The organism is Faecalicatena contorta (assembly GCF_003149105.1).
GTDB classification, from domain to species: domain Bacteria; phylum Bacillota; class Clostridia; order Lachnospirales; family Lachnospiraceae; genus Muricomes; species Muricomes contortus_C.
The window spans coordinates 494,266-517,189 of the sequence record NZ_QGDS01000001.1 but is presented as its reverse complement, the minus strand read 5'-3'; the positions used below and the strand labels follow the sequence as shown (position 1 = coordinate 517,189).

Sequence of the window (22,924 nt, the reverse complement as noted above, 5' to 3'; positions counted from 1 at the left end):
ATTATTGTTGAAATCCTCTTACAAAAAGAAGATTTTATGCAAAGTCCGCATTGGTATAATCTTAAATATTATATACATTTTGAGGAAGAACTTCAAGTAGATATCCATTATCAATCTCAATATCTAGTATCGTTTTCTGTTCCGGCAGGACTTCCATTGCAAAAGCCATCATTTCCCGGTCAATATCATACACTATCCAAGCTCCGAAAATCGCATTGATGCAAGAGGAAATCATTCAATTTACAAAAATTATGTAAGTTACTTCGGTCAGCCTCGCTACTATTAAATTAATCCTTTAAACAAACCTATAATATCAATTTTCCCATATCCCCAAATTCTATTAGGATAGTCCATATAGTTTTCTCTTGTTGCTCCCCGGATTAGTAATCTGCTGATATCTCTGCCTGATATAGAAGTGTAATTTCCTTTTACTACTGCCCATTCTAATATTAAAGCCATAATTCCTGAACTATGGGCTGCAGCAGCTCCTGTACCAGTTGCACCTCCATAAGTATTTATAATAGTTGGACATTTTATATTAAAGCCTGGAGCTGCCAGATCAGGAGCTATTACATTGCTGGTAGTAAAACCACGGCTGGATTCAAGTAAGATACTGTTAGTGGTCTGATTATAAGCTGTTATAGTAACTGGATTACGGGCGTTACCGGGAGATGTAACCGTTGTATATGGGTTGGGTTCAAGAAAATATGTTTCTTCTGTTATGATATCCCCAGAAGGCAGCCAGGCATTGAATTGAGTAGCTATATTATCGATTCTAATAGCACGCATCTTCCAGATACCACTCAATGCATTTGAAAATCGTATCAAGATTAGTTGTTCTCCGGTTTCTTCTTCTACAATTATGTTGTTTATATATAATTTAGAATTACTGAAAACAAAAGTATGTTCAAGACATTGACTGAATTGGGGTTGAATAACAGATGTTTGTTCGCCATTAGGAGATTCAATTACTATAGCAATTTTACCAGGCGATTTTTGCCATATCTCCATTGAAAACCTCTTATCCAATTCACCTACTCTCAGTTCAAACTCATTATAGGTCTGTCCGTCTGAGATATCTCCACTATAGTGTCTGCGCGTATTGCCTTCATTACCGGCTGAAATGCAAACCCCTATTCTAGGAGTTGTTGAATTGTTATTTAAATATAATGATAATGCACTGTGACCATCATGATCACTCTGACTAGATCCCATTCCTAAACAAATAATCAATGGGCGTTTAAGTCTTTCCGCAGTTTTTCGGATGTATTCAATACCAATTAGTATATTTGTTTCTGGATAACACCGAACAGTGTCAGGTATATTAAATATAGCCCGATTGTTATGTTTTGCTTGAGCAAGTTTAACAACAACAATTTCTGCGTTGGGCGCAACTCCACTAAAATTTTGTGATTCATCTACACTGCCAGCAGCAATTCCGGCCAGCATAGTACCATGTCCATCGTCATCAAAACTAGGTACGATTGATAATGGATTTTGATTCAGTAAGGCAAGATTAATTAATGCTCTATCATACTCCGAACCGAATGGTACATTAGGCTGTATACCGGAACCCTCAATATTTTGATCCCAAAGATACAAAATCCTGGATGTTCCATCAGAATTTAAGAATGCCTGGTGTTGATAATTAATGCCAGTGTCAACAAATCCGATGATTACTCCCTGCCCAAAAAGTCCAAAGTTTGGATTGCTTTGAACTACAGAGATTCCTGAACTCTCAAGCGAAACTGTAGAGCATAAAGTATAGATAGTAGGGAATATATGGTAAGGATAAATTCCTAAGGAACACATATTAAATATATCAACTGGCGAGTGTAAAATCGAATTTCTTTCATTAATCTTCGTTATCTCATATCCATTTCTAAGATTTTCCGCTAATACATTGTCAATTAATAAATCTATATAATTATCATCTAGTGCTTTATGCATGTATGTACCTTTCATTACTTCGTGGCTCATTCATAGTGTATTCAATTAATTTAACTTTATGCAATCCTTATTAACTGCGTGGCGCTCGTAAAATATCTATTTCTGCATGAAAAGCTGCTCACTATATGGATATATAAATTTCTTCTGCCCTACGTTGGGCTTTCTTTAATTCAGTCACCGCCTTTGTAATATCTTCAAAAAGGCTTAGATACATTTCTTTGTATTTTACTAAAGCACTTTCCTCAAGAACATTACCTTGTATAATATCTTTCGCCAATCGAAAACCTGCCTGTATCCCGATCTCCATATAAATTTGTTCATGCTCTGTAGACATGTTGTTGATTGCCTTAAATAATTCTGCTTCTTCTCCCTTGTCAACATAGCCCTGAATTACACGCAGGCGTTCTTCACAGCTGCCCAGCTTTTCGTTCACGCTGTCACCGTACATTAGATATTCTTTTACCGAACTTATACTTGCACAAAAGACCTGCCATATACATATCTGCTTCCCCTTTGCGACTACTTTCCATGCTGCTGGAAAGCACCAATGCTTATCTTTGTTCCCCAAATATGAACCCCTTACATTTCCTAAAATCACAGCAAACGATTCATTTTCCAGATAATCATTGACTTCTATTTGATAATCCGGAAAACAATTGAAAAATCCTTGCCATCCTGTTTTCATTTGCTCTTTATTGGCACTGTCACCGTAGGTATCAATGAAGAGAAAATCTTCTGACATCATTTCAATAATTATAGATAGATTTTTACAGTTTATTGCTCCCATAAACTTTAATATAGTACCTGTATTCATTCTGTTCTCCTCTCTTCTTACTTTAGGGCTTTAATAAAAAACGTTTTCATTGGTTAATCATGTTTAGGAATATTGATAAGCAATCCCAGCATCACAATATCCCATTTTCTATAAAAATGCTGTGCACCTTTCTTTTTTTAGTATGGTCTGTTTTTTCTCAACATCATTATCTGTCTTTCCCTCATATCCTTTTGGACTTTTCAAGCAAAGTTGCCAGTGTTTCCGCTTTCATTTTCTTTTCCAGCTCTTCCTGAATCTCCCGATAAAAGTGATGTACCACACAAAAAGTTGTCGCATTTCTACTGCAATAACCATCCGGTTCCAAACACCGGTTTAATTTTATTGTACCCTCAATGGCTACAATTACATCGTAGATAGAGATATCTTCAAGCGGTCTGCTGATGGTGAATCCGCCATTGATACCATAAACAGCATCCACGAATCCATTTGCTTTTAATTTATTTCCAATCCGAAGCACATATTTCTGCGAAACCGCAAGACGTTCACCTAGTTCAGTGGAAGACACCACTCGTTCTTCCGATGCTAAAAAACTAAGTATACGCAGGGCATAGTCTGTTGTTAGTTGAAGCTGCATCAATCACACCTCCTTCCATTTTTTCGAATGTATACTCTATATTAGAGTTTAATATTCGTCAACATAAATAACTGTTTCGGCTTGTATGTTTTTAGGCACAAAATAGAACGAGACCCCCCATAGTACCGTCCATGTAATTTCCGATTAATCGTATTTATTTCTTTCCTGCAGCATAACCCTGATTATACATTTAACAATACCACTAGCTTGACAAAAAAACAGGAAAATGTAACCGATTTCTATTTTGACGTAACAGACATATCCACTCATATATGAGAAATGAATACAAAAAACCCTGCCGGATAATAGCAGGGTTATAGTATAAAACTGGATGTTATTTTTGAACTGGCTGTTCAACTTCCCCATGCTCAGGAAGGTAGACACTGACAGTAAAGATACGCTGCTTTTGATCCATGTCAATCTGGAGCAGTCCATGCATTTTTTCGACAATTTCCCGTACAGAAATAAGCCCTAATCCATGATTCCAAGCATCCTTTTTGGTGGTAATGGGGTATCCTTTTTCCATATGCACCTCACCATCAAAAGAGTTCATGATCTGTAAGGCTGTCCAGTTGTTCTCACACCAGCAGGTGATTTCTATAAAGCGCTCTTTTTCCGGAACCTTCAAACAGGCTTCGACCGCATTTGTCGAAAGATTGGACAGGATACGGATGCCATCCAATAGAGAAAGCCCGGTATTCTTTGGACTGACGGCCTGGAATTCATAACGGATCTGATGTTCTTCACATAGATTTGCAAGGTCTTGTAACATAGCATCAATGACTACGTGGTTAGAATACTTTTTGTGAATATGTACCGTCCTCTGCATGGTACCGGATAGCTGCTTTATGAGCAGAACCGCTTTGTTGGTTTCTTTGTTTTCAACCAGTGTTTGCAATAACGGCATCATTCGGTTAAAGTCATGTCGGAACACACGAAAGTCTTTGGTATATTTCTCATACGCTCTGTAATGCCGAAGCTGGAGAGCATATTGTTCTTCCAACAGCTTGGCACGCCATTTGTAATCGGTCAATTCCATAATATCTGCTGAATAAATAATGATATAGATGAACATGCCCAAAGTTAGTAAAAAGGCGCACAGGGCAATGAGCGAATACCACTGCGCTTCCCGAATAAATGTACGGCCCGCATTGATTGTCATCAAGTTTATTGCAGCAATGGCTTGATAGATGACAATACGAAGCAGCAAATACTTATTGTTCAGTACCAGTTTCAGCCGCCGGTCAGGCAGCAGTGTTTTGCGCAGCAGGTAAAAACAAAACAACGCAATTGGGATAGCTAGTGCGGTCAGCAGATTGTACATAAATACATTATGCAGAGGATCATCATATCCACCGGGAATAAACAGGACATCAACAGCGGCAAAGAGTCCTCGAAAGCAGTAAACACTGATGACACTTAAGATTGCTCCATAGGCGGATTGCAGCCAATTCATTCCTGTTGTGAACCAAAGAGATATTGTTATTCCCAAAATAGAAATGGGAATAATCAGCCACTGGATATCATATATGGCAAAAATAATATACACGGCGCTAAGAAAGATAAAGGTCAAAATAACTGGCAGTATTTTTCTGCCATCTGGCGGATACAGTTTTTGGTAATACAGGAGGAAGATGAGATAATATCCGATGATAATCGCCGTTGTTACATATAACATGGCTTCTCCCCGCTTCTCTTCTCCCGCATCTGTGTGACATATTTAGAAAACGCCGCGCAAAGCTCGTTATAGTGGGTTGCCCCTACTGGGATACACGTCCCACGTTTTAATACAATTTGAGTGCGGTGAAATTCTGCTATAAAGGGCAGGTGAACTAAATATGACCGGTGACAGCGCACAAAATATTTCGTTTTAAATTCCTGTTCCAAGTGTTCCATGTTCCCGTAAAATTTTTTCGTTTTTCCGCCGTAATGTACGGTGACAAGCCGTCTCCATATTTCAAAATATGTAATCTCCGCAATGGGGATGAAGGTTTTTACACCGCCAAACTCACAGACAAACACAGGCTGCTCTGGTTCTCTCGTCCGTTCAGCCGATTTTCTAAAAATCTGCTCAAACTTTTCTTCGGTGAACCGGTCCTTTACCAGATACTGCACGGCATCCACGTCAAAAGCATCATACACATAATCCTCACAAGAGGTTAAAAAGATAATGGGACTACTGCATCCAGCCGCCCGAAGCCTTTTTGCCGTTTCCATACCATCTATTTTTTTCATTACAATATCCAAATAGAGAATATCAATCTCCAACCCTGATTCTATAAATTCATACAACAGGGATTCACCGCTTGGAAAGCATTTTAGTTCAATATTTACTTGTTGTTTCCTTGCACAGGATTCAATCAGAGTAGAAAATTTAGAAACTGCCTCCTGTTCGTCATCACATAATAGTACATTAAGTCCCATCATTATTTCCTCATACATCTGTTTCTTATCTTTTTGGCAGTCGAAAGCATCGTATTTTTCTATTAACAAACCCTATCAGTGATCAACAATTCAATGAAAAATTTCTTCCAACTCTTCGTTTCACATTTGAATCTGTACCATTCTGTTAGAAGTTTTTTATTCTATATCAAAACCACTACTACAATCAAAACTATATAGGCTGTAAATGATGACCAAGTTTCATTCATTCCCTTAGCAACAAACACTTCCCATCCTCCAAAATTAATTACATAAAACAATACAAATGTAACTAGCATTGTACGGGTTACCATTCTATAATTGCCCCTGCGTAGGTAATACCTTCGCCAAATCCATATATTAATATCTTATCCCCTCGTTTTATTCGTCCATCTTTTAAGGCTAAGATGATTGCAAGCGGAATTGATGAAGAAGTGTTTCCGCATTGTTCAACGCTTGTCAACATTTTTGTTTCATCAAATTCCAACCTTTCGCGTAATGCTTCAATCATACGTAAGTTAGCACTATGAGGTATAAACCAGTCAATATCAGAAGTAGTTAATCCAGCTTCATCTAAGAGACATTTGATATAATTTGAAATGTTTTTGACAACATATGCGTATAAGGCCCTGTCATCCTGCTGTATAAAATGTTCCTTTTCAAATTTGCTTCTTTTGATTGCAGAGGAAAATTGTGTGCAGTATACTTTATCTGCCAAATTACCATCTGTCCTGAAATTGGAAACGAACTTTTTAGGTGATGTATTTTTTTCAATTAACGTTGCTGTTGCTCCACCTCCAAAAAGTATACAAGTGCCCGGGTCTGTGTGATCAAGTTCTTTACTTGGCGTTTCAGCCGTTACTAAAAGAACTTTCTTCGCTTGACCGCTTGCTATATAAGCATTTGCAGTAATAAGGCCGTATGCAAAGCTGGAACTTTCTGCGTGTAAATCATACGTTCCTGCCATATTTATGCCAAAATGCTCTGCAACTATCGCTGATACGCTTGGAGTTAAGTGGTCGTAAACAAAAACAGTAGCAATAATCATATCTATGTCTTTCAATGTAACCGGATAATTGTCCATTAAATTTTGTACTGCCTTTATTCCTAAATCACTTGCAAATTCGTTATCAGCAGATATGAACTTCGTATGAATACCTGTCCGCTTTATAATCCATTCATCACTTGTATCAACCATTTTTTCAAAATCAAAATTTGTCAGCTTTCTTTCAGGGAGATATGAGCCAATAGCCGTTATTATATAATTTGAGTTTATATTCATTCACTTAAATCCTCTCTATCCGTTTCGGTAATAATCTTTATCTGATTTCGAGGGACTTTCCCGTTCTTTTACTAATTTATATTCAGAAGTGGCTACAATTTTTGCATAGTTAATAATTCCTGTTTGCCGGTTTCGCATTATTGGCATTATTTTATTTGACAGATAGTTCATATGTTACATATGAACTATCAAGGTGATATCCAAGTTTTTCTGCCAAAGCAACAGAACGCAAATCATGTGCATCCCAACTAGGATAAATATTTCTTTGTAAACATTCTAATATTAGCTTGGCCCCACATACAGTCGCAAGCCCCTTGCGCCTATATTCAGGCTTTGTATCTATCTCGATTTCAATACCTTCATTATAAGTTGCATAAGGAGAGGCTCCTGCCACTAGTTTTCCCTGATGTAAAATTGCTGTGCCGATTGCTTTATTTTGATAATCTTTGTAGTCCTTAAACTGAGAACACAAATCAAAAGACCACTCTTCTATTCGTGCCATTTCAAATATTTCTTGGTCAAACATTCTAAGTTCATAGCAGTCATCCAGCGTTTTTATATAAGCAGCCAACACTTCCTCATTAAAAATATGAGGTTCTTTTTTGATTGCATAACGTAATGTCTTATTTACTTGCTTGCCATAAAAGCTCTCTATCAACTTTGCCCAAGCCCGGTCCTTTGGTATCAATAGCTTTGTTTTAGCAGGCATAGTGAATAAAGCGCTATTAGGATTACCTGCGAAAAAACAGAAATCGCCAATATCAATCATTGCCGATAAAGGATTTTCATCATCATCTAAAATCATATTCCCCATGTGGCCTTGCAAACATGACCAGATTAACGCTTCGTTCCAACCATCAAACAGAGCGGTCACCTTACATTTGTTCATAGATATAACCTTTCTTTTTAACCTCAATTAATCTGCTTTCCCTTTACGGCTACTTTCCATGCTGCCGGAAAACACGAATGCTTTATCGTTGTTCCCCAAATATGAACCCCTTGCATTTACCAAAATCACAGAAACTTCCAGTTTACAAGAATACTAATTTAATATCAAAACAATTAACTACTAACTGTGAACTATTAAGTCAGCTGTTTTTATTTGGCAAAACTGGAGAACATACAATAAAAAACGAAGAACGCCAGTACCTTCGTTTTTGATAGGAAAGTTATACATTGAAGAGGGGATGTTATATGTTCAACATTGGAGATACTGATGGAAAACATCCCCCTCAATGCAATTTAAAAAGAAGATTTGACATTAGAGGGGTGGTGGTGCTTGTTCCGACATGATGAAAAAGAAAAACAAGCTCCCCTCGAATGCGATTTAAAACATAACATAGCAAATGTCATGTGTCAACAAAGACGGCATAAACTGCATAATATATGTACTTAATTACTTTAAAATTGGGGAACGTTATATAATATGGATAGTTCTAAACAAATATTATCGGGGCTAACTCTATGGTTTCTCCTAATTGATATTTAGCACTCTGTATCTGCTAACGTTACAATGAATAAATTAAAATATATAAGAAGATAATAGTAAAAATATAACTAGATGAGAGAATGTCAAATAGATACAGGAGATTAATATGGCAACCCAAATAAACTTAAACGAAATAACAATAACTGAATTAAATAAGATAATAAAAGACAAAACTTTTTCCATAAAAGAGATTGTTTCACAGTATTTAGAGCAAATCGACTTTTTCGACAAAGGTTCTAAAGGATTAAATTCTATTCTTGAGATAAACCCGGATGCCATTACAATAGCAGAAGAACTTGATGCAAGGAATAAGAATGATCCTGGTTTGCTTTATGGGATACCTATTCTTTTAAAAGATAATATAAATACCGCAGATAATTTACACACATCCGCCGGTTCACTGGCATTAGCAGATTCAAGTCCGGTAACGGATGCTGAGATTGTAAAAATTTTAAGAAAAAAAGGTGTTGTTATTCTTGGCAAAACAAATATGACTGAATTTGCCAATTATATGACTAAAGGAATGCCAAACGGATATAGCTCCAAAGGGGGGATTGTAAAATCACCATACATTTTGGGTGAAAGCCCGGCAGGTTCCAGCACCGGCTCAGGGTCTGCAGTAGCAGCTAATTTATGTGCGGCAGCTTTAGGTACAGATACCTCTGGTTCTATCATATCTCCAGGTTTAAAGAATGGTATTGTAGGGTATCGTCCAGGGAGGGGTGCTTTGAGCATAAAAGGGATCATACCGGTAAGCTTTACTCTTGATATGGTTGGCCCCATGACAAGAACTGTTAAAGATGCAATTATTATTTTTAATGAAATATCAGCTAATAAAATATACTTTACAGAAAATACAAGCCTTAAAGGTACTGTAATAGGAATTGATCAATCTGCCATTGATAATATGTCGCAGGAAGAAAAAAAGAAGTCTAATAGTGTTTTAGATAAGTTAAAGAAAGCTGGTGCAATCTTAAAACGAATGCCTCTTAAAACAATTCCTAATGAAAAGATAGAGAACATTAAAAAATATGAGTTTAAGTATGCTATGAACCAATATTTAGCTGAATTACCACCAGATTACAAAATAAAAAATCTAAAGGACATAATCGAATTTAATAATCTTCATAAAGAAAAAACTTTAAAATATGGTCAAATATTATTAGAAGATGCCCTGTATAATACCTCTGGTGAAATGACAGAATCTATTTATCTGGATGCGTTAAAAAATATAGAGCCGACTAAACGATATATGGAAAATCAGTTAAAGGATGTAAATGTATGTATTGTATTTAAAGACCACCCAATAATTCAATATACAGGCCTACCCGCAATTACAATACCCTGCGGGCTATATAATGATGGAACGCCTTTTGGAATAAATCTCATCGCTCAAACTGATGAAGAATTATTAAACACAGCTTATGCAATAGAACAAATCGCAGGCAGAAGAGTCAAGCCTAAATTTATTGGGTATTAAAAAACTGTAGTTTCCCGGATTTTTAGGCCCCTATTCAGCTTTCACCTCATAATAAATCCCCTTGGCTTTGTCTGTATCCTTCCTACTGCTATTCCCATTGCCAGGCGGATTGGGGGCAGTGCCCCAACCGTCTGAATCAACCAATACTCTCTCTCATTCTTTTTGTTTCATCTGCCATTTTAAAAAGCCGGAATAATAAGTACTGGAAATGATGAAAACGCTCAATTGTCAGGCCGTGCGGCCGCCCAGCTTCCAGCCAATGGATTGTTCCCGCATGCGGATGAAATCAGCGTAAAGGCCGCCTGTCTGAATCAGTTCCTGGTGGGTGCCCCGCTGTGTGATTTTCCCTTGATCCAGCACGAGAATCTGATCCGCATTCTGCACTGTTTTGAGCCGGTGGGCGATCATGATGATAGTCTTGCCGTGGGTAAGTTCGGTAATGGCTCCTTGAAGCAGAGCTTCATTTTCGGGGTCTACATTGGCGGTGGCTTCGTCGAGGATAATAATGGGAGCGTCCTTCAACAATGCCCGGGCAATAGAGATACGCTGCTTTTCGCCGCCTGAGATGGTGGCGCCGCTCTCACCGATAACCGTATTGTATCCATCAGGCAGAGCGGTAATAAAGTCGTGGCAGCAAGCCTTTTTGGCTGCAGTCTCCACCTCCGTCATGGTTGCGTCAGGCTTCCCGAACCTGATATTGTTGGCAATCGTGTCGTTGAACAGATAAACGTTTTGAAACACCATACTGAAATTAGAAAGAAGGCTATCCAGTGTGTATTCCCGTACATCGATGCCGCCCAACGTAATGCGGCCGCTGTCCACATCCCAAAAGCGGGTCATGAGGTTTACGAGGGTGGATTTGCCGCCGCCGGAGGGCCCCACGATGGCAGTAGTGGTTCCCTCGAAAATCTCAAAGGAAACATCGTCGATGACCCTTTTGTTTTCGTAGCGGAAGGTCACGTTTTCCCCCTTGATGGCGCAGGATTTGGGTTTTATGGCTTTGCCGCCCGCATCCATGAGCGGCGTTTCAAATATCTTGTTGATCTTATCCATGGAGAGGTCCAGCACCCGCAACAGGGCGCTGTAATTGCCGGCGGTATCGAGCTGTGCATATACCATAAAAGAGGAAATGACTAACAACAGGCAGCCTACCAGCTCCATGTAGCCACTCACATACAGCGTTACGGTCAGGAATATCATGGCGATACCGAACAGCTTAAGCACCAGACTTTGCAGGCTGGTGTAAGGCACAAAGGTCTTTTCCAGCTTGACATTCACTTCCTCGTTCTCCTTAATGGCAAGGTCAACGGTTTTGTTGGCTTCCTGATCCAGGTTATAAGAACGCACCACCCCTATGCCCTGTACATATTCCAGAATAGATGCCACCAGACGGGTATCGGACGCTGTTTTCAGCGGCGAAACCTTGTGAGACATCTTTTGCAGGAGGGCGTTGACACCGAAGAACGCGGCAATCCCCACAAGGAGCAGTATACCGATGCGCCAGTCGTAGAGAAGGATGGCGAGAGTAAGCATGGCCGTGGTCAAAAGCCCCTGGGTGGTCAGCATGATGACTCTTGTGGCGACGTCCTGTAGATTTTCGGCAGTGTTGGTAGTGATAGAAGTAATGTCACCCAGACTGTTGTCATTGAAATAGCCCATGGGCATATATTTGAGCCGCTCACCAATTTCCACTCGCTTGTTGGTGGCGACCGTATATCCGCCGGCTGTTTGTTTCATGGTCATGCTTCGGCGGGTCAGGGTACAGCCTGCGATGCTCACCAGCATGATGCCAAGGGTTACCCATACGGTTTGTGCACTGACATTGCCCTCGATTAGTGCTGTGAGCACCACGGCAATAGCCGGAATGCGCAACGCCTCAAACACGGCATGGAGCAGCGAAAGGCCGAGAGATTGATAAAACAAGCGGCTCTGATTGCCGCTGAACCGGAAGAATTTTTTAAATATGGCGATCATGCGAGCACCTCCTGTGTTGTTGTTTCAATACTGTCTTTGACCGATGTGTGAGCGTCCCACATATTTTTGTAAAGGGGCGAGGAAAGCAGCAGCTCACAGTGCGTCCCCTGGGCCGCTACCCGTCCGCCTTCAATGACAACAATGCTGTCGGAATCGATGATGGTGGAGAGCCGGTGGGCAATGACGATAAGGGTCTTGCCTGCGACCAGTTTCGATACCGCTGCCTGAATGACCGCCTCGTTTTCTGGGTCTGTGTAGGCGGTTGCCTCATCTAAAATAACGATAGGCGCATTCTTGAGCATGGCACGGGCGATGGTTATTCGCTGTCGCTCGCCCCCCGAGAGATGTCCGCCAGCACTTCCGGCACAGGTCTCATAGCCATTCTCCAGCTGTGTGATAAAGTTATGGCATCCGCTCTGCCGGGCGGCTTCTTCCACCTCGGCGTCGCTGGCCGAGGGCCTGCCCATGCGGATATTTTCCCGGATGCTCTCGTCAAACAGATAATTGTCCTGAGCGACGTAGGCAATCATGTTATTGAGCTGGGTAAGAGGAATTTGGCGTATATCGGTTCCGCCGATGGTGATGCTCCCGTCAGTAGCGTCCCACAGGGAAGCAATCAGCTTGGCAATGGTGGACTTGCCACCACCGGAAGGTCCAACGAGTGCTGTCACGCTGCCTGCTGGTATGGAGAGGTTTATCCCGTGGAGTACCAGCTTTTCCCGATAGGCAAAGCGCACATCGGAAAGGCGGATGCCGTAGTCCTTTACTGTTGCCTGGGCTGTGGGGCGGGCAAGATCAGGCTGGGTGAGTACCTCGTTGATTTCATCTACGATGGTGTTCACTTTGGCTATATCGTCGGTATAGCTCATGGTGGTGATGAGTGGCCCCATAACACCAAGAGACAAAATGATGGACACAACAAAGTTTTCTAGAGGCAGGCTGCCCCCTCTATACAGCATGGCGCCGATGGGAAGTACACTGACCAGTACCGCTGGGAAAACTGACATGGCCAGGGAGAAAAAGGGCAGCGTAGAACGCATCCAGTCAATGGCGGAAGCGGCGGCCTCTCTTGCAGCGGTGGTGAACTTTTCGTAGGATGAAGCCGATTGATTGAAGGCCTTGATGACTTCGATGCCACCGATGTATTCCACGGCTGTATCATTGAGGCGCTTGTTTTTAGCGACATAGTTGGCAAACCGCTCTTCATAGCCGTTCTTCATGCCCATATAGCACAGAAGTCCCAACGGCAGCGGAATCAACGCCGCCAGAGCCATGCGCCAGTCCAGTGCAAAGAGATACGCCATAGTTGCAATGGAAATCAGAACATTGCCGCCCATCTCCGGTACAACGTGGGCCAGAGTAGGCTCTATACTGTCCACTCGTTCCACCAGGATGTTTTTCAGCCTTCCGGAAGGCGTGTCCAGCAGATACCCCATGGGCAGGCGGGTGAGCTTTTTCGTGAGTTTCAAGCGCACCTCGGAAATGACCGCAAAGGTGGACTTGTGGGACAGGGAGGTAGAAATCCCATGAAACAGGTACCGAAGCGCCCAAAATCCAGCGGCAAGCAGGCAGTAAAAGCCGTAAAAGCCGATAGAGAGCTCTCCCCTCAGCAGGGCCAGCACAATTTGCGCTACACAAAAATAAGGCGCTATACCACAAGCCACTCCTACCGTGGCAAAACTGAGGGAGGCAATATATCCGCCCTTGTGGGGCGCTGCCCACTCGAAGAGATGGGAAAACGCTCCCCTTTCTTTTTTATTTTTTTTATCCATTTAATACTCGCTTCCTTTCCTGATATTCAAAAAACGTTTTGGTTAGCAAGGGCTAACTCGTGTCTAAAAAAATTAGGGGCGGAGCCCTAATATTTCATGCCATCCGGCTATGCTGAATCGCTTTACACTGTCCATCACGGCGACAGCCTGGTCGTAAGGCAAATTGTGCGAGACAAGCTCCACCAGATATTGAAAACCAGTCGCAGCGGTCACATGCAGAAACATGTCTTCCACATGCCTGCCATTCTTACCAAGCGTATCACAATAGACCCGGTAGGCCTGCTCCTCAATTTCAATTAGCTGCTCCAAATAAGTGGACCAGCGAGTTCCTTCTGAGTGGCAGAAAACCAGCCGGAAGGCGTCCATATGCTCGTATATATATTCCAGCATCCAGTCTGTACCGGTACGGGCCTTCTCCTCCATGTTTGCGGCCGGCATGATGGAAAGGCTTTTCTCTGTCTGCCGGTGTATTTCCTGGAATTGGGCCAGCATTTCCTCCGCTGGTGCCTGCACCAGCGCATCGAACAACACCTCCTTGTTGGCAAAGTGGTTGTACAGCGCACCGGTTGTGGCCTTTGCTGTTCGAGCAATGCGCCGCATATTGGCGTTTTGATAACCGTAGTCCATGAATTCCTGTTTAGCGCATTCCAAGATACGCTCACGGGTTAAGTTGGAACTGTAACTCATGCTTTCACTCCAAAACCTCTCTTGTTATTTTTCATAACAATGTTATCACTTTTGTCAACTGAAGTCAAGAATAAAATTTGAGCATGAACAAATGCAAAAGAATTGGCTATCGGTTTTGGGCTGATAGTCAATTCTTGGTTGCCACATTCTACTTTCCTGCTTTGATTGAATGTACATTTTTCAAAGTTTTTTCCACACTTCTTTGAGCTCTTTTAAATCTGTCTGACGTTCTATCTGATTGACTATTTTATCGCTGCTTACATTTGCCACATTCAATTTGCCATAGTCCATCCAGACATAACAGATAAAACACAGGATTCCCAGAGATAGCCGGAAAAAGAAACTGTTTTTTGGTCTATCCTGCATGTCATCCTCATACAAATCATGATAAATGTGTCCATATCGGGGATGTATTGCCGGAATGAAGCTGTCCTCATTGTAAAGCTTTCTTGTCTGCCTAAGGAGTTCCCGGCGCCGCTCTTCTGATTCATTCATAGTCTATGTACCTCCTTTGTGACGAAACCTGGAATATGCCTTTTCTGTGGAATAGGATGGCCTGCTTCAATGCTTCTGCAATAGATGTAATAGGAGGGCATCTTCTTATTACATAAAAAGGACATATGATATATCTAACATATCATATGTCCCATTAAAAGTAGTTAGAACGCAACTGCCAAATAATAGCATTTGTTTTTCAGTGTTAGAAATCCATACTTCCATCTCCTGCCATAAGTTTTGTCAGTTCTTCAATTCGTTCCAGTGGAAACGGTGGCAGGCATAAAGGTTTCATAGCAATAGACATCAGTTTCATAGGGTTATCATCTGCTGCCACGCGGTTTGAACTAAGCTTCCCGCAAAGGCGGCAACGGTGAATTATTGCCCACTCTCCATTTTTTCTTACCCATACAGCAACTGGATCCATTATGCCGCCACAGCCAGACTCGCGGTCACCTGGTTTGATGTCAGCATGAATACTAGACAGGCAATTAGGACAATGATTGCGGTGTGCACTGCCAGCGCCAGCTGATACAACCAAGCGTCCGCAAGTTTTACATGTAAAACTGTCTGGGCATGGATGTGTTTGATAATAACCTTTATTATGTTGTCTTCTCTTGTTTTCACGATTCATTGTATTAATTATCTCCTTACACGATAGGTTTATATAGTACTATTTGATCAGCGTCAGGACAATAAAAAAGATAACTCCTAAATGATGAGTTATCGAAATAATACTAAATGCAGATTTTATTGCTTTACAGAAAATAACCTATAATAATCAATACAGATATCTTATTATAACTGCTTAATCATTAAAAAGGCTAATCAATAAATACACTATCTCCTGAATAAGAGGTAGCCTGAGCAAGTATCCGCAAAAAGTACAATAAAAAACTCATCATCTTTCAGATGAAAACAAAATTTTTATTGTCCTATTATTTACGGATAGCAAACATCAAGCCACCTCCTTTCTATTCAACTTTTAAAAGCATACCATAGTATAAAGATTTTGTAAAGAATTATATATTAGAGAAATTTATATAAATACAAAAAATGTTTTACCGGTCAATTAGTTCATTGGTAATATCTTCCCAGGTGATTCCTCTTTCTACCATCAGAACCATTGCGTGATACAGGAAATCAGACATCTCGTATTTGACTTCCTCTGGGTTTGGATTTTTGGCCGCTATGATGATTTCTGTTGCTTCTTCTCCTACTTTCTTCAGGATTTTATCAATCCCTTTTTCAAACAGGTAGTTAGTATAAGATCCTTCTTTTGGATTTTGTTTTCTGTCTGCAATTGTGGCATATACAGATTCAAATACCTGAAGGGGGTTCTTTCCCTCATAATCATTGCCTACAACAGGCTGGAAGAAGCAAGTTTGATTTCCGGTATGGCAGGCAGCACCCACCTGCTCCACCTTTGCCAGTAAGGTATCTTTGTCGCAATCTATGGTCAGTGTTTTCACATATTGATAATGGCCGGAGGTTTCTCCTTTTATCCACTGTTCTTTTCTGCTCCTGCTGTAATAAGTCATTTTACCTGATTTTATAGTATGATCAAAGGCCTCTTCATTCATGTATGCCATCATCAGGACCTCATTTGTCTTATAATCTTGTACAATCACAGGTAAAAGGCCGTCAGAATTCAGCTTAAACTCCGAAAAATCTATTACGCTTTCGAAAGAAGTCATGCGGATATCCTCAGAGGTACAGATATCTTTAAAAGAATTAAAGTCGATATCCTTTTGACTAATAAACAGCCCGGACACTCCTTTTACACCATCGCTTTTTAATATTTTCAGAATTTCAGCCTGTTCCATAGTATCTGTTACGACAACACAAGGAACCTGGGTGACGTTTATGACAGAATTCAAATCCAGCCTGTGCATGAATATAATTTCTGTGCTGTACTCTTCTATAAGATGCTGCTGTTTGAACAGGGCATCAAAATCATTCAAAGATACTGCAATCCGCTCTTTGCCGAATCGCTGGGATACTTCTTCTATCAAATCAATGGACAAAGGCTTGGAAAAATTCAGCATAGCCCGTTTGGCACCTGCATATAAAAGTTTCTTTACATCCTCCTGTCTGCGGACGTTTCCTCCCGCAACCATAGGGATATTAATCACGCGGTTGATTCTTTTTATCAGATCAATAGATTCTTCGTGTTCCTCATCGGAGTTGGATAAATCGAAAACAATCAATTCATCCGCCCCCACATCTCCGTAATGCTTTGCAAGTGATATTACATCATCTGCAATAACTTCTTTATCATCAAACCACCTGACTGCTTTTCCTCCGTCGATGAAAATGCAGGGGGTTAATCTTTTATAACTCATGTGTTTTCTCTCCTTTACAGGCTGCCCTTTGTAGACCATACCTCTTTCATTCTCGGCTCTTCCATAGTTGCCGCGTCCAATGCTTTTCCAAAAGCCTTGAACAAAGCTTCCGCCATGTGGTGATTATTGCCGGGCTCCAGGATTTTTAAATGCAGATTCATAGCAGCACTGTAGGACACTGCATAGAAAAAATCTTTCACCATCTCTGTATCCAGTCCGCCGATCCGGTCACATGTGAATCCGGCCTGATAATTCAGATAGGGGCGCCCGGAAAGGTCTACTGCACATAGGGCAAGGGTCTCATCCATAGGAAGTATAAAACTTCCATAACGTTTGATACCGGATTTGTCTCCCAAAGCACTGGCTATAGCCAAACCTAATACAATACCAGTGTCTTCCACGGTATGATGGCAGTCTACCTCCCAGTCCCCTTTTACATTTACTTCCAGGTCAAACAGGCCGTGCCTGGCAAAACCGTCCAGCATGTGGTCAAAAAATGCAATTCCCGTATCAATTTTATTGTTCCCTTTTCCATCCAGACAGATCGTCAATGCAATATCTGTCTCCTTTGTCTTTCTTGTATAACTACCTATTCTCTCCATCATATTCTCCTTTCAAAAGAAGTCTCCTCTCTCGCTGTCGCTCGGATTCGCTAAGTTGCTTTCACAAGGAAGTTCTTTTCGCTAAACTCGTGAATGACCTCGTTAATCTCAAAGAACGGCCTCGCACTAAGCTCATCTTTCGCTGTCGCTCGGATTCACTAAGTTGCTTTCGGCCTCAAACCGTACTTTTATGGAGTTGGCGTGGGCTGTTAGCTGTTCTGCTTCGGCGAAGCGCTCTATATCCAGGTGTATGGCCTCCAGGGCTTCTTTTGAATAAGAAATAATGCTTGATTTCTTTAGGAAATCATCTACGGACAGTGGGGAAAAGAATTTTGCTGTCCCGTTAGTAGGAAGGACATGGTTAGGTCCTGCAAAATAATCTCCCAGTGGTTCACTGCTGTATTCTCCGATGAAAATTGCACCTGCATTGCGGATTTTTGTCATTACAGTAAAAGGATCTTTTGTCATAATCTCCAAATGCTCTGATGCAATTTCATTTGCTGCATCAATGGCATCTTCCAGAGTATCCGCTACTAAAATATGACCGTAATTATCCAGTGATTTCTGTATGATAGTTCCTCTTGACAAATCCTCCACAAATTTGTCTATCTGTAAAGATACTTTTTCTGCCAGGTCCTGGCTTGTTGTCACCAGTATTGCAGAGGCCAGTTCGTCATGTTCAGCCTGTGACAGCAGGTCCGCTGCTGCGTATCTGGGATTGGCTGTTTCATCTGCAAGCACCAGAATTTCACTGGGCCCTGCGATGGAATCAATGCTGACATGTCCATAAACAGCTTTCTTAGCCAGGGCAACATAGATATTCCCGGGGCCTACGATTTTATCCACCTTTGGTATACTTTCTGTTCCATATGCAAGAGCAGCAATTGCCTGTGCACCGCCCACCTTATAAACGGCAGTGGCACCTGCCTCTTTTGCAGCAACCAATGTGGTAGGATTGACCTTTCCATCCTGCCCCGGCGGGGTTACCATGATAATCTCCTCAACGCCTGCTACTTTTGCAGGCATAATATTCATCAGAACAGAGGAAGGATATACCGCTTTTCCTCCGGGCACATAGACGCCTACTCTTCTAAGTGCTGTCACTTTCTGCCCAAGGAGAGTTCCATCCGGTTTACTGTCAAACCAACTGTACTGCATCTGTTTTGAATGATAAGACTCAATATTCTTCAGAGCCTTCCGTATAATCACAAGGAGAGAGTCATCCACTAGCCCATAAGCTTCTTTCACTTCCTCTTCTGTCACCAGAATGTTGGATGCATCTATGTTGGCCTTGTCAAATCTCCTGGTGTAAGAGAATACTGCTTCGTCACCTTTTTCTTTTACCTCGTTCAATATCTCCCGGACACTGTTCTCATACTGTCCGTAGTTATTAGGGCTGCGCTTTAAGAGATCATCCAGAAGGTTCTTTTTTGTACGTTCGTCCAGTCTTTCTATCCGCATTCTTATCCCTCCTGTAAAAGTTTCCTGAGATTGATAATCAGTTCTTTGATTCTGCCATTCTCCATTCTCATGCTGACAGGATTGACAATCATACGGGCAGACAGAGGGCAGACCTCCTCCAGTACCATAAGACCGTTCTCTTTTAAAGTTGAGCCTGTTTCCACAATATCCACAATAACCTCAGAAAGACCTACGATGGGTGCCAGCTCAATAGAACCATTCATTTTGATAATTTCTACAGTTTGATGTTTTTTGTTATAAAAATAATCTTTTGCTATATTGGGGTATTTTGTTGCTACACGGATAAGCTCACGGTGACGGAGTAATTCTCTTGCATTCTCATGACCGCAGACACACATCCTGCATTTTCCAAAGCCCAGATCCAGTACTTCATGTACCTTGCGCCCTTCTTCTACGATAGTATCTTTCCCGGCTACCCCGATATCCGCAGCGCCATATTCTACATATGTGGGAACATCTGGTCCCTTTGCCAGGAAAAATTTTAATTTCAGCTCTTCATTTACAAAAATCAATTTACGGGAATTTTTATCTTTCATTTCTTCGCATGTAATTCCCATCTTTTCCAGCATCTCCAGCGTTTTACTTGCCAGACGCCCTTTCGTCAGGGCAAAAGTTAAATATCTCATCTCTGCTCCCCTTTTTTACTTCCTGCATTTATCTGCTTTTCTTCTCCTGTCAGCAGGTTTATCATGTCAATGGTCAAATCATCATTTAGATAAAGCATACTAACTGCCTGTGTACGTTTTCCATATGCGATATAATCTTCCTTGCAGTCTCCGGCCTCCCGTTTTTGCATTTCTACGCACCTGCTCTTTTCCCTGAAATCCTTTGCAAGTGCAATTGCCCATTTCAGAGTGGCCTCAGTGTATACAATAATATTAGTATGGCAGGTTTCTACTGAAATTTTCTGCCGGCTTAACGCGCTCATCAGTTCATCAATAATAATCGCAAAACCAATAGAAGGTGTGTTCTTTCCAAACTTTTCTAAAAGGTGATTATAACGGCCTCCTCTTACAATGGCATCTCCTGTGCCATATGTATAGGCCCGGAAAATAATTCCTGTGTAATATCCGTAGTTTCCATTCATGCTGAGATCAAAAGTGATGTGATCTTCTACACCGTAAAGCGTAAGCAGCTTATGCATCTGCTGAAGATGAGATATAGCAAGACGGGCATTCATGCTAGGTGCAATTTCCAGTGCCTTGTCCAGAATCTCCACATCTCCCATTAATTCAGGAAGGACATGAAAGGCCTCTTTGAGGGAATCCTTTACCTGTTTGTTGTCAAGAATTTCCTCCACCCCGAAATAATTCCGATTCGTAATCAGATCATGGACTTCTGTTTTTTCCTCTTCGTCCAAACCTGTTGCATCCATCAGACCCTGAATAAAATCAACATGGCCGATATTTACCTGGAATTCCTTCAGCCCTGCCTTTTTCAAACCGTCCACCAGCATAGCCAGCATTTCCACATCAGCTTCAAGAGAGTCTGCTCCAATCAGCTCCGCACCTAACTGTGTGTTTTCCTTGAGCCGCCCCTGATAGCTGGAATGGTTGATAAAAGTGTTGCCTATATAACAGAGCCGGACAGGGAACTCTTCTGTCTCAAACAACGTTGCTGCCGCACGTGCAATAGAAGGTGTGATGTCCGGGCGCAGTACCAGAGTATTACCGTCCCTGTCAAAAAATTTATATAGTTCTCTGGAAGAAATAGTTCCAATTTCTTTTCTGAATACATCGAAATATTCGAATGTAGGTGTTTGAATGTCCTTGTAACCGTAAACACGCAGAATCTCATGCAGATTTTCTTGTACTGCCAGTTTCTTCCTGCATTCTGTATTATAAATGTCCCTTACCCCTTCGGGAGTATGTAATTTCTGTTCCATATCTGCCTCCTGATGAATCAGGCTGATGTGCACGCATGCTGCTTGCTGCGTTCACCTTACCGCCTTTTCACTTTATCGTGCTAATTCGTTAAAACAACATGTAAATTATACGCAGTTTCAGGGGAAATGTCAATCCCTGGCATCCAAATCCTTCTGTATATAGTCCAGATAAGGAACGAAGCAGCCATTTTTTAATTCCATAAAATATGCAGGGTCCAGTTCCTCCCGGCGGAAGCTTTTCCGTCCCCCGGAGCTTGCCCTGTTCCAGAATTTTTTGATTTCTTCAAAACGCATATAATACAATTCCTGGATGCCGCTGTAGTAAATAATAAGAAATGAAATCCCGCACTGCTTTTCAAACTTCGTCATAAATGATATTTGATGTTCATGGATATTTTGTAAAGGAAAGGTGTCTGCACTGCATTCCTTGGCATCAAAGCAGACCGGAATTCCCTGTACAGCTCCAATATAATCGACGGTACTGATCTTATCGAAATAAGCCAGTGTAATATGCCGCTGTTCTTTATCTATTTTTACAGGGGTGATGGGGGTGGGTATTTTTTGGATCAATGCCAGCCCCATTTCCTCATAACGCTCATTGGTACGGTTAATTAAATCCTCCAGCGTAGAGCCGCGGAGTCCCCGTGAATTCCATGTAGCCATATTATAAAATCCCTTCTGTTTCCTTATTTGCTATATTTTGAAACTGCCGGGGAAGCTCTGCCGTAAACTCTCTGCCGGACAAATTGGAAAGTGACCCCTCAAGAACAGGAAATGTAAGCCTGTATGCATGGAGGAGCTGGTGTGATAACCCATATTTCCTGCTGTACAGTCCGTTTATTCTTGGATTTCCATACTTGGAATCTCCCAGAATCGGATGCCCTATGGATGCAAGATGAGCACGGATCTGATGGGTTTTCCCGGTAATCAGGTGAACCTCCAGAAGTGTGACATTTTGTCCGGTTTTCAGGGGTACAAATTCTGTTTCTATGGCGGTACTTCCAGTATCTTCTTTTTGAGTGATTTCTACCTGGTTCGTCCTTGTATTTTTTTTTAAGAATCCCCGGATATGAGAAGGCTGTTCCACCAATCCGTTTACAAGGCACAGATAATATTTTCCCAGGCTTCTGTCTTTAAAAAGGCGGCTTAGTTCCTGCAAACCTGCCAGGCTTTTTCCTGCCGCTACGATTCCGCTGGTATTTCTGTCCAGCCGGTTGCAGACAGAAGGACGGAAAGTCTGCAGTGCTTCCTCAGTGAGCTGTCCTGACTGTATTAAGTAAGTAATAAAATGTTCCACAAGAGAAACATCCTTGTCAGATGCCTTTTGAGAAAGCATCCCAGCGGGCTTATTTATTAGAACAATATTGTTATCTTCATAGATAATATCCAGTTTTTCTCCGGTACATTGAAAATGCCTGTCTGAAAATTTGGCAATGGTTTCATCAGATAAAAAAAGGGTTATCTTATCCCCTGTCTGAAGCTTTTCACTGCCGGAAGCTTTTTGGCCATTCAGCGTAATATTCTTTTTACGCAGCATTTTATACACAAAGCTTTTCGGTGCTTTGTTCAAATATTTCGCAAGCATCTTATCGAATCTCTGTCCGGTTTCGTTTTCACCAATCATTATTTGCTGCATGATTCTACCTTTCTT

The 22,924-nt window shown here is 41.4% G+C and carries 21 protein-coding genes; 1 reads left to right on the top strand and 20 read right to left on the bottom strand.

The features are described from left to right. Positions 1-61: 61 nt before the first annotated feature. The 8 genes from A8805_RS22745 to A8805_RS02425 all read right to left on the bottom strand — a co-directional run bounded on the left by A8805_RS22745 (position 62) and on the right by A8805_RS02425 (position 7,951). Positions 62-193, bottom strand: a complete 132-nt coding sequence (locus tag A8805_RS22745; protein WP_278321213.1) for a hypothetical protein — start codon at positions 191-193, stop codon at positions 62-64. An 89-nt stretch (positions 194-282) separates the two neighbouring features. Continuing rightward, positions 283-1,980 carry a S8 family peptidase gene (locus A8805_RS02455; protein WP_242992229.1) on the bottom strand — a complete coding sequence of 566 codons (1,698 nt, stop codon included), beginning with the start codon at positions 1,978-1,980 and terminating at the stop codon, positions 283-285. Positions 1,981-2,071: 91 nt separating this feature from the next. Then, complete coding sequence (locus A8805_RS02450) at positions 2,072-2,764, bottom strand: nuclear transport factor 2 family protein (RefSeq protein ID WP_109708610.1); 693 nt, start codon at positions 2,762-2,764, stop codon at positions 2,072-2,074. Between the two features lie 181 nt (positions 2,765-2,945). Next, positions 2,946-3,359, bottom strand: coding sequence for an RrF2 family transcriptional regulator (locus tag A8805_RS02445; protein WP_109708609.1), 414 nt, complete (start codon positions 3,357-3,359; stop codon positions 2,946-2,948). A 334-nt stretch (positions 3,360-3,693) separates the two neighbouring features. Next, positions 3,694-5,037, bottom strand: a complete 1,344-nt coding sequence (locus tag A8805_RS02440; RefSeq protein WP_109708608.1) for a sensor histidine kinase — start codon at positions 5,035-5,037, stop codon at positions 3,694-3,696. Beyond that, complete coding sequence (locus A8805_RS02435) at positions 5,025-5,852, bottom strand: LytR/AlgR family response regulator transcription factor (protein ID WP_207657666.1); 828 nt, start codon at positions 5,850-5,852, stop codon at positions 5,025-5,027. Before A8805_RS02435 ends, A8805_RS02440 begins: the two co-directional genes overlap by 13 nt. 235 nt (positions 5,853-6,087) lie before the next feature. Further along, positions 6,088-7,062: a beta-ketoacyl-ACP synthase 3 gene (locus A8805_RS02430; protein WP_109708606.1), complete on the bottom strand. Its 975-nt coding sequence runs from the start codon at positions 7,060-7,062 to the stop codon at positions 6,088-6,090. Positions 7,063-7,213: 151 nt separating this feature from the next. Continuing rightward, on the bottom strand, positions 7,214-7,951 hold the full coding sequence (locus A8805_RS02425; RefSeq protein ID WP_109708605.1) for a GNAT family N-acetyltransferase: 738 nt from the start codon (positions 7,949-7,951) through the stop codon (positions 7,214-7,216). Between the two features lie 706 nt (positions 7,952-8,657). Between A8805_RS02425 and A8805_RS02420 the strand changes: the two genes are divergently transcribed. Next, on the top strand, positions 8,658-10,031 hold the full coding sequence (locus A8805_RS02420; protein WP_109708604.1) for an amidase family protein: 1,374 nt from the start codon (positions 8,658-8,660) through the stop codon (positions 10,029-10,031). A 228-nt stretch (positions 10,032-10,259) separates the two neighbouring features. Here the strand turns inward: A8805_RS02420 and A8805_RS02415 are convergent, their stop codons facing one another. The 12 genes from A8805_RS02415 to A8805_RS02360 all read right to left on the bottom strand — a co-directional run bounded on the left by A8805_RS02415 (position 10,260) and on the right by A8805_RS02360 (position 22,909). Beyond that, positions 10,260-12,005 carry an ABC transporter ATP-binding protein gene (locus tag A8805_RS02415; protein ID WP_109708603.1) on the bottom strand — a complete coding sequence of 582 codons (1,746 nt, stop codon included), beginning with the start codon at positions 12,003-12,005 and terminating at the stop codon, positions 10,260-10,262. Beyond that, entirely contained in the window at positions 12,002-13,777 is a 1,776-nt protein-coding gene (locus A8805_RS02410) for an ABC transporter ATP-binding protein (protein ID WP_109708602.1), read from the bottom strand. Before A8805_RS02410 ends, A8805_RS02415 begins: the two co-directional genes overlap by 4 nt. 72 nt (positions 13,778-13,849) lie before the next feature. Then, a complete protein-coding gene (locus A8805_RS02405; RefSeq protein WP_109708601.1) occupies positions 13,850-14,464 on the bottom strand; it encodes a TetR/AcrR family transcriptional regulator in 615 nt (204 codons plus the stop codon). Between the two features lie 180 nt (positions 14,465-14,644). Further along, the gene (locus A8805_RS02400) at positions 14,645-14,959 is read right to left on the bottom strand and encodes a hypothetical protein (protein ID WP_109708600.1); all 315 of its coding nucleotides are present in this window, start codon (positions 14,957-14,959) and stop codon (positions 14,645-14,647) included. A gap of 205 nt (positions 14,960-15,164) precedes the next feature. Next, complete coding sequence (locus tag A8805_RS02395; protein ID WP_109708599.1) at positions 15,165-15,593, bottom strand: RNHCP domain-containing protein; 429 nt, start codon at positions 15,591-15,593, stop codon at positions 15,165-15,167. Between the two features lie 427 nt (positions 15,594-16,020). After that, positions 16,021-17,304, bottom strand: coding sequence for a bifunctional phosphoribosyl-AMP cyclohydrolase/phosphoribosyl-ATP diphosphatase HisIE (hisIE, locus tag A8805_RS02390; RefSeq protein ID WP_109708598.1), 1,284 nt, complete (start codon positions 17,302-17,304; stop codon positions 16,021-16,023). A gap of 14 nt (positions 17,305-17,318) precedes the next feature. Beyond that, positions 17,319-17,909, bottom strand: a complete 591-nt coding sequence (gene hisB / locus A8805_RS02385; protein WP_109708597.1) for an imidazoleglycerol-phosphate dehydratase HisB — start codon at positions 17,907-17,909, stop codon at positions 17,319-17,321. 129 nt (positions 17,910-18,038) lie between these two features. Further along, complete coding sequence (gene hisD / locus A8805_RS02380) at positions 18,039-19,367, bottom strand: histidinol dehydrogenase (protein WP_109708596.1); 1,329 nt, start codon at positions 19,365-19,367, stop codon at positions 18,039-18,041. 2 nt (positions 19,368-19,369) lie between these two features. Beyond that, complete coding sequence (hisG, locus tag A8805_RS02375) at positions 19,370-20,014, bottom strand: ATP phosphoribosyltransferase (protein WP_109708595.1); 645 nt, start codon at positions 20,012-20,014, stop codon at positions 19,370-19,372. Beyond that, positions 20,011-21,273, bottom strand: a complete 1,263-nt coding sequence (gene hisZ, locus A8805_RS02370) for an ATP phosphoribosyltransferase regulatory subunit (RefSeq protein WP_109708594.1) — start codon at positions 21,271-21,273, stop codon at positions 20,011-20,013. Before hisZ ends, hisG begins: the two co-directional genes overlap by 4 nt. Before the next feature lie 129 nt (positions 21,274-21,402). Continuing rightward, positions 21,403-21,936 (bottom strand): Holliday junction resolvase RecU, encoded by a 534-nt coding sequence (locus tag A8805_RS02365; protein WP_109708593.1) that lies wholly within the window; start codon positions 21,934-21,936, stop codon positions 21,403-21,405. A gap of 1 nt (position 21,937) precedes the next feature. Further along, positions 21,938-22,909, bottom strand: a complete 972-nt coding sequence (locus tag A8805_RS02360; protein ID WP_109708592.1) for an RluA family pseudouridine synthase — start codon at positions 22,907-22,909, stop codon at positions 21,938-21,940. Between the last annotated feature and the right edge of the window lie 15 nt (positions 22,910-22,924).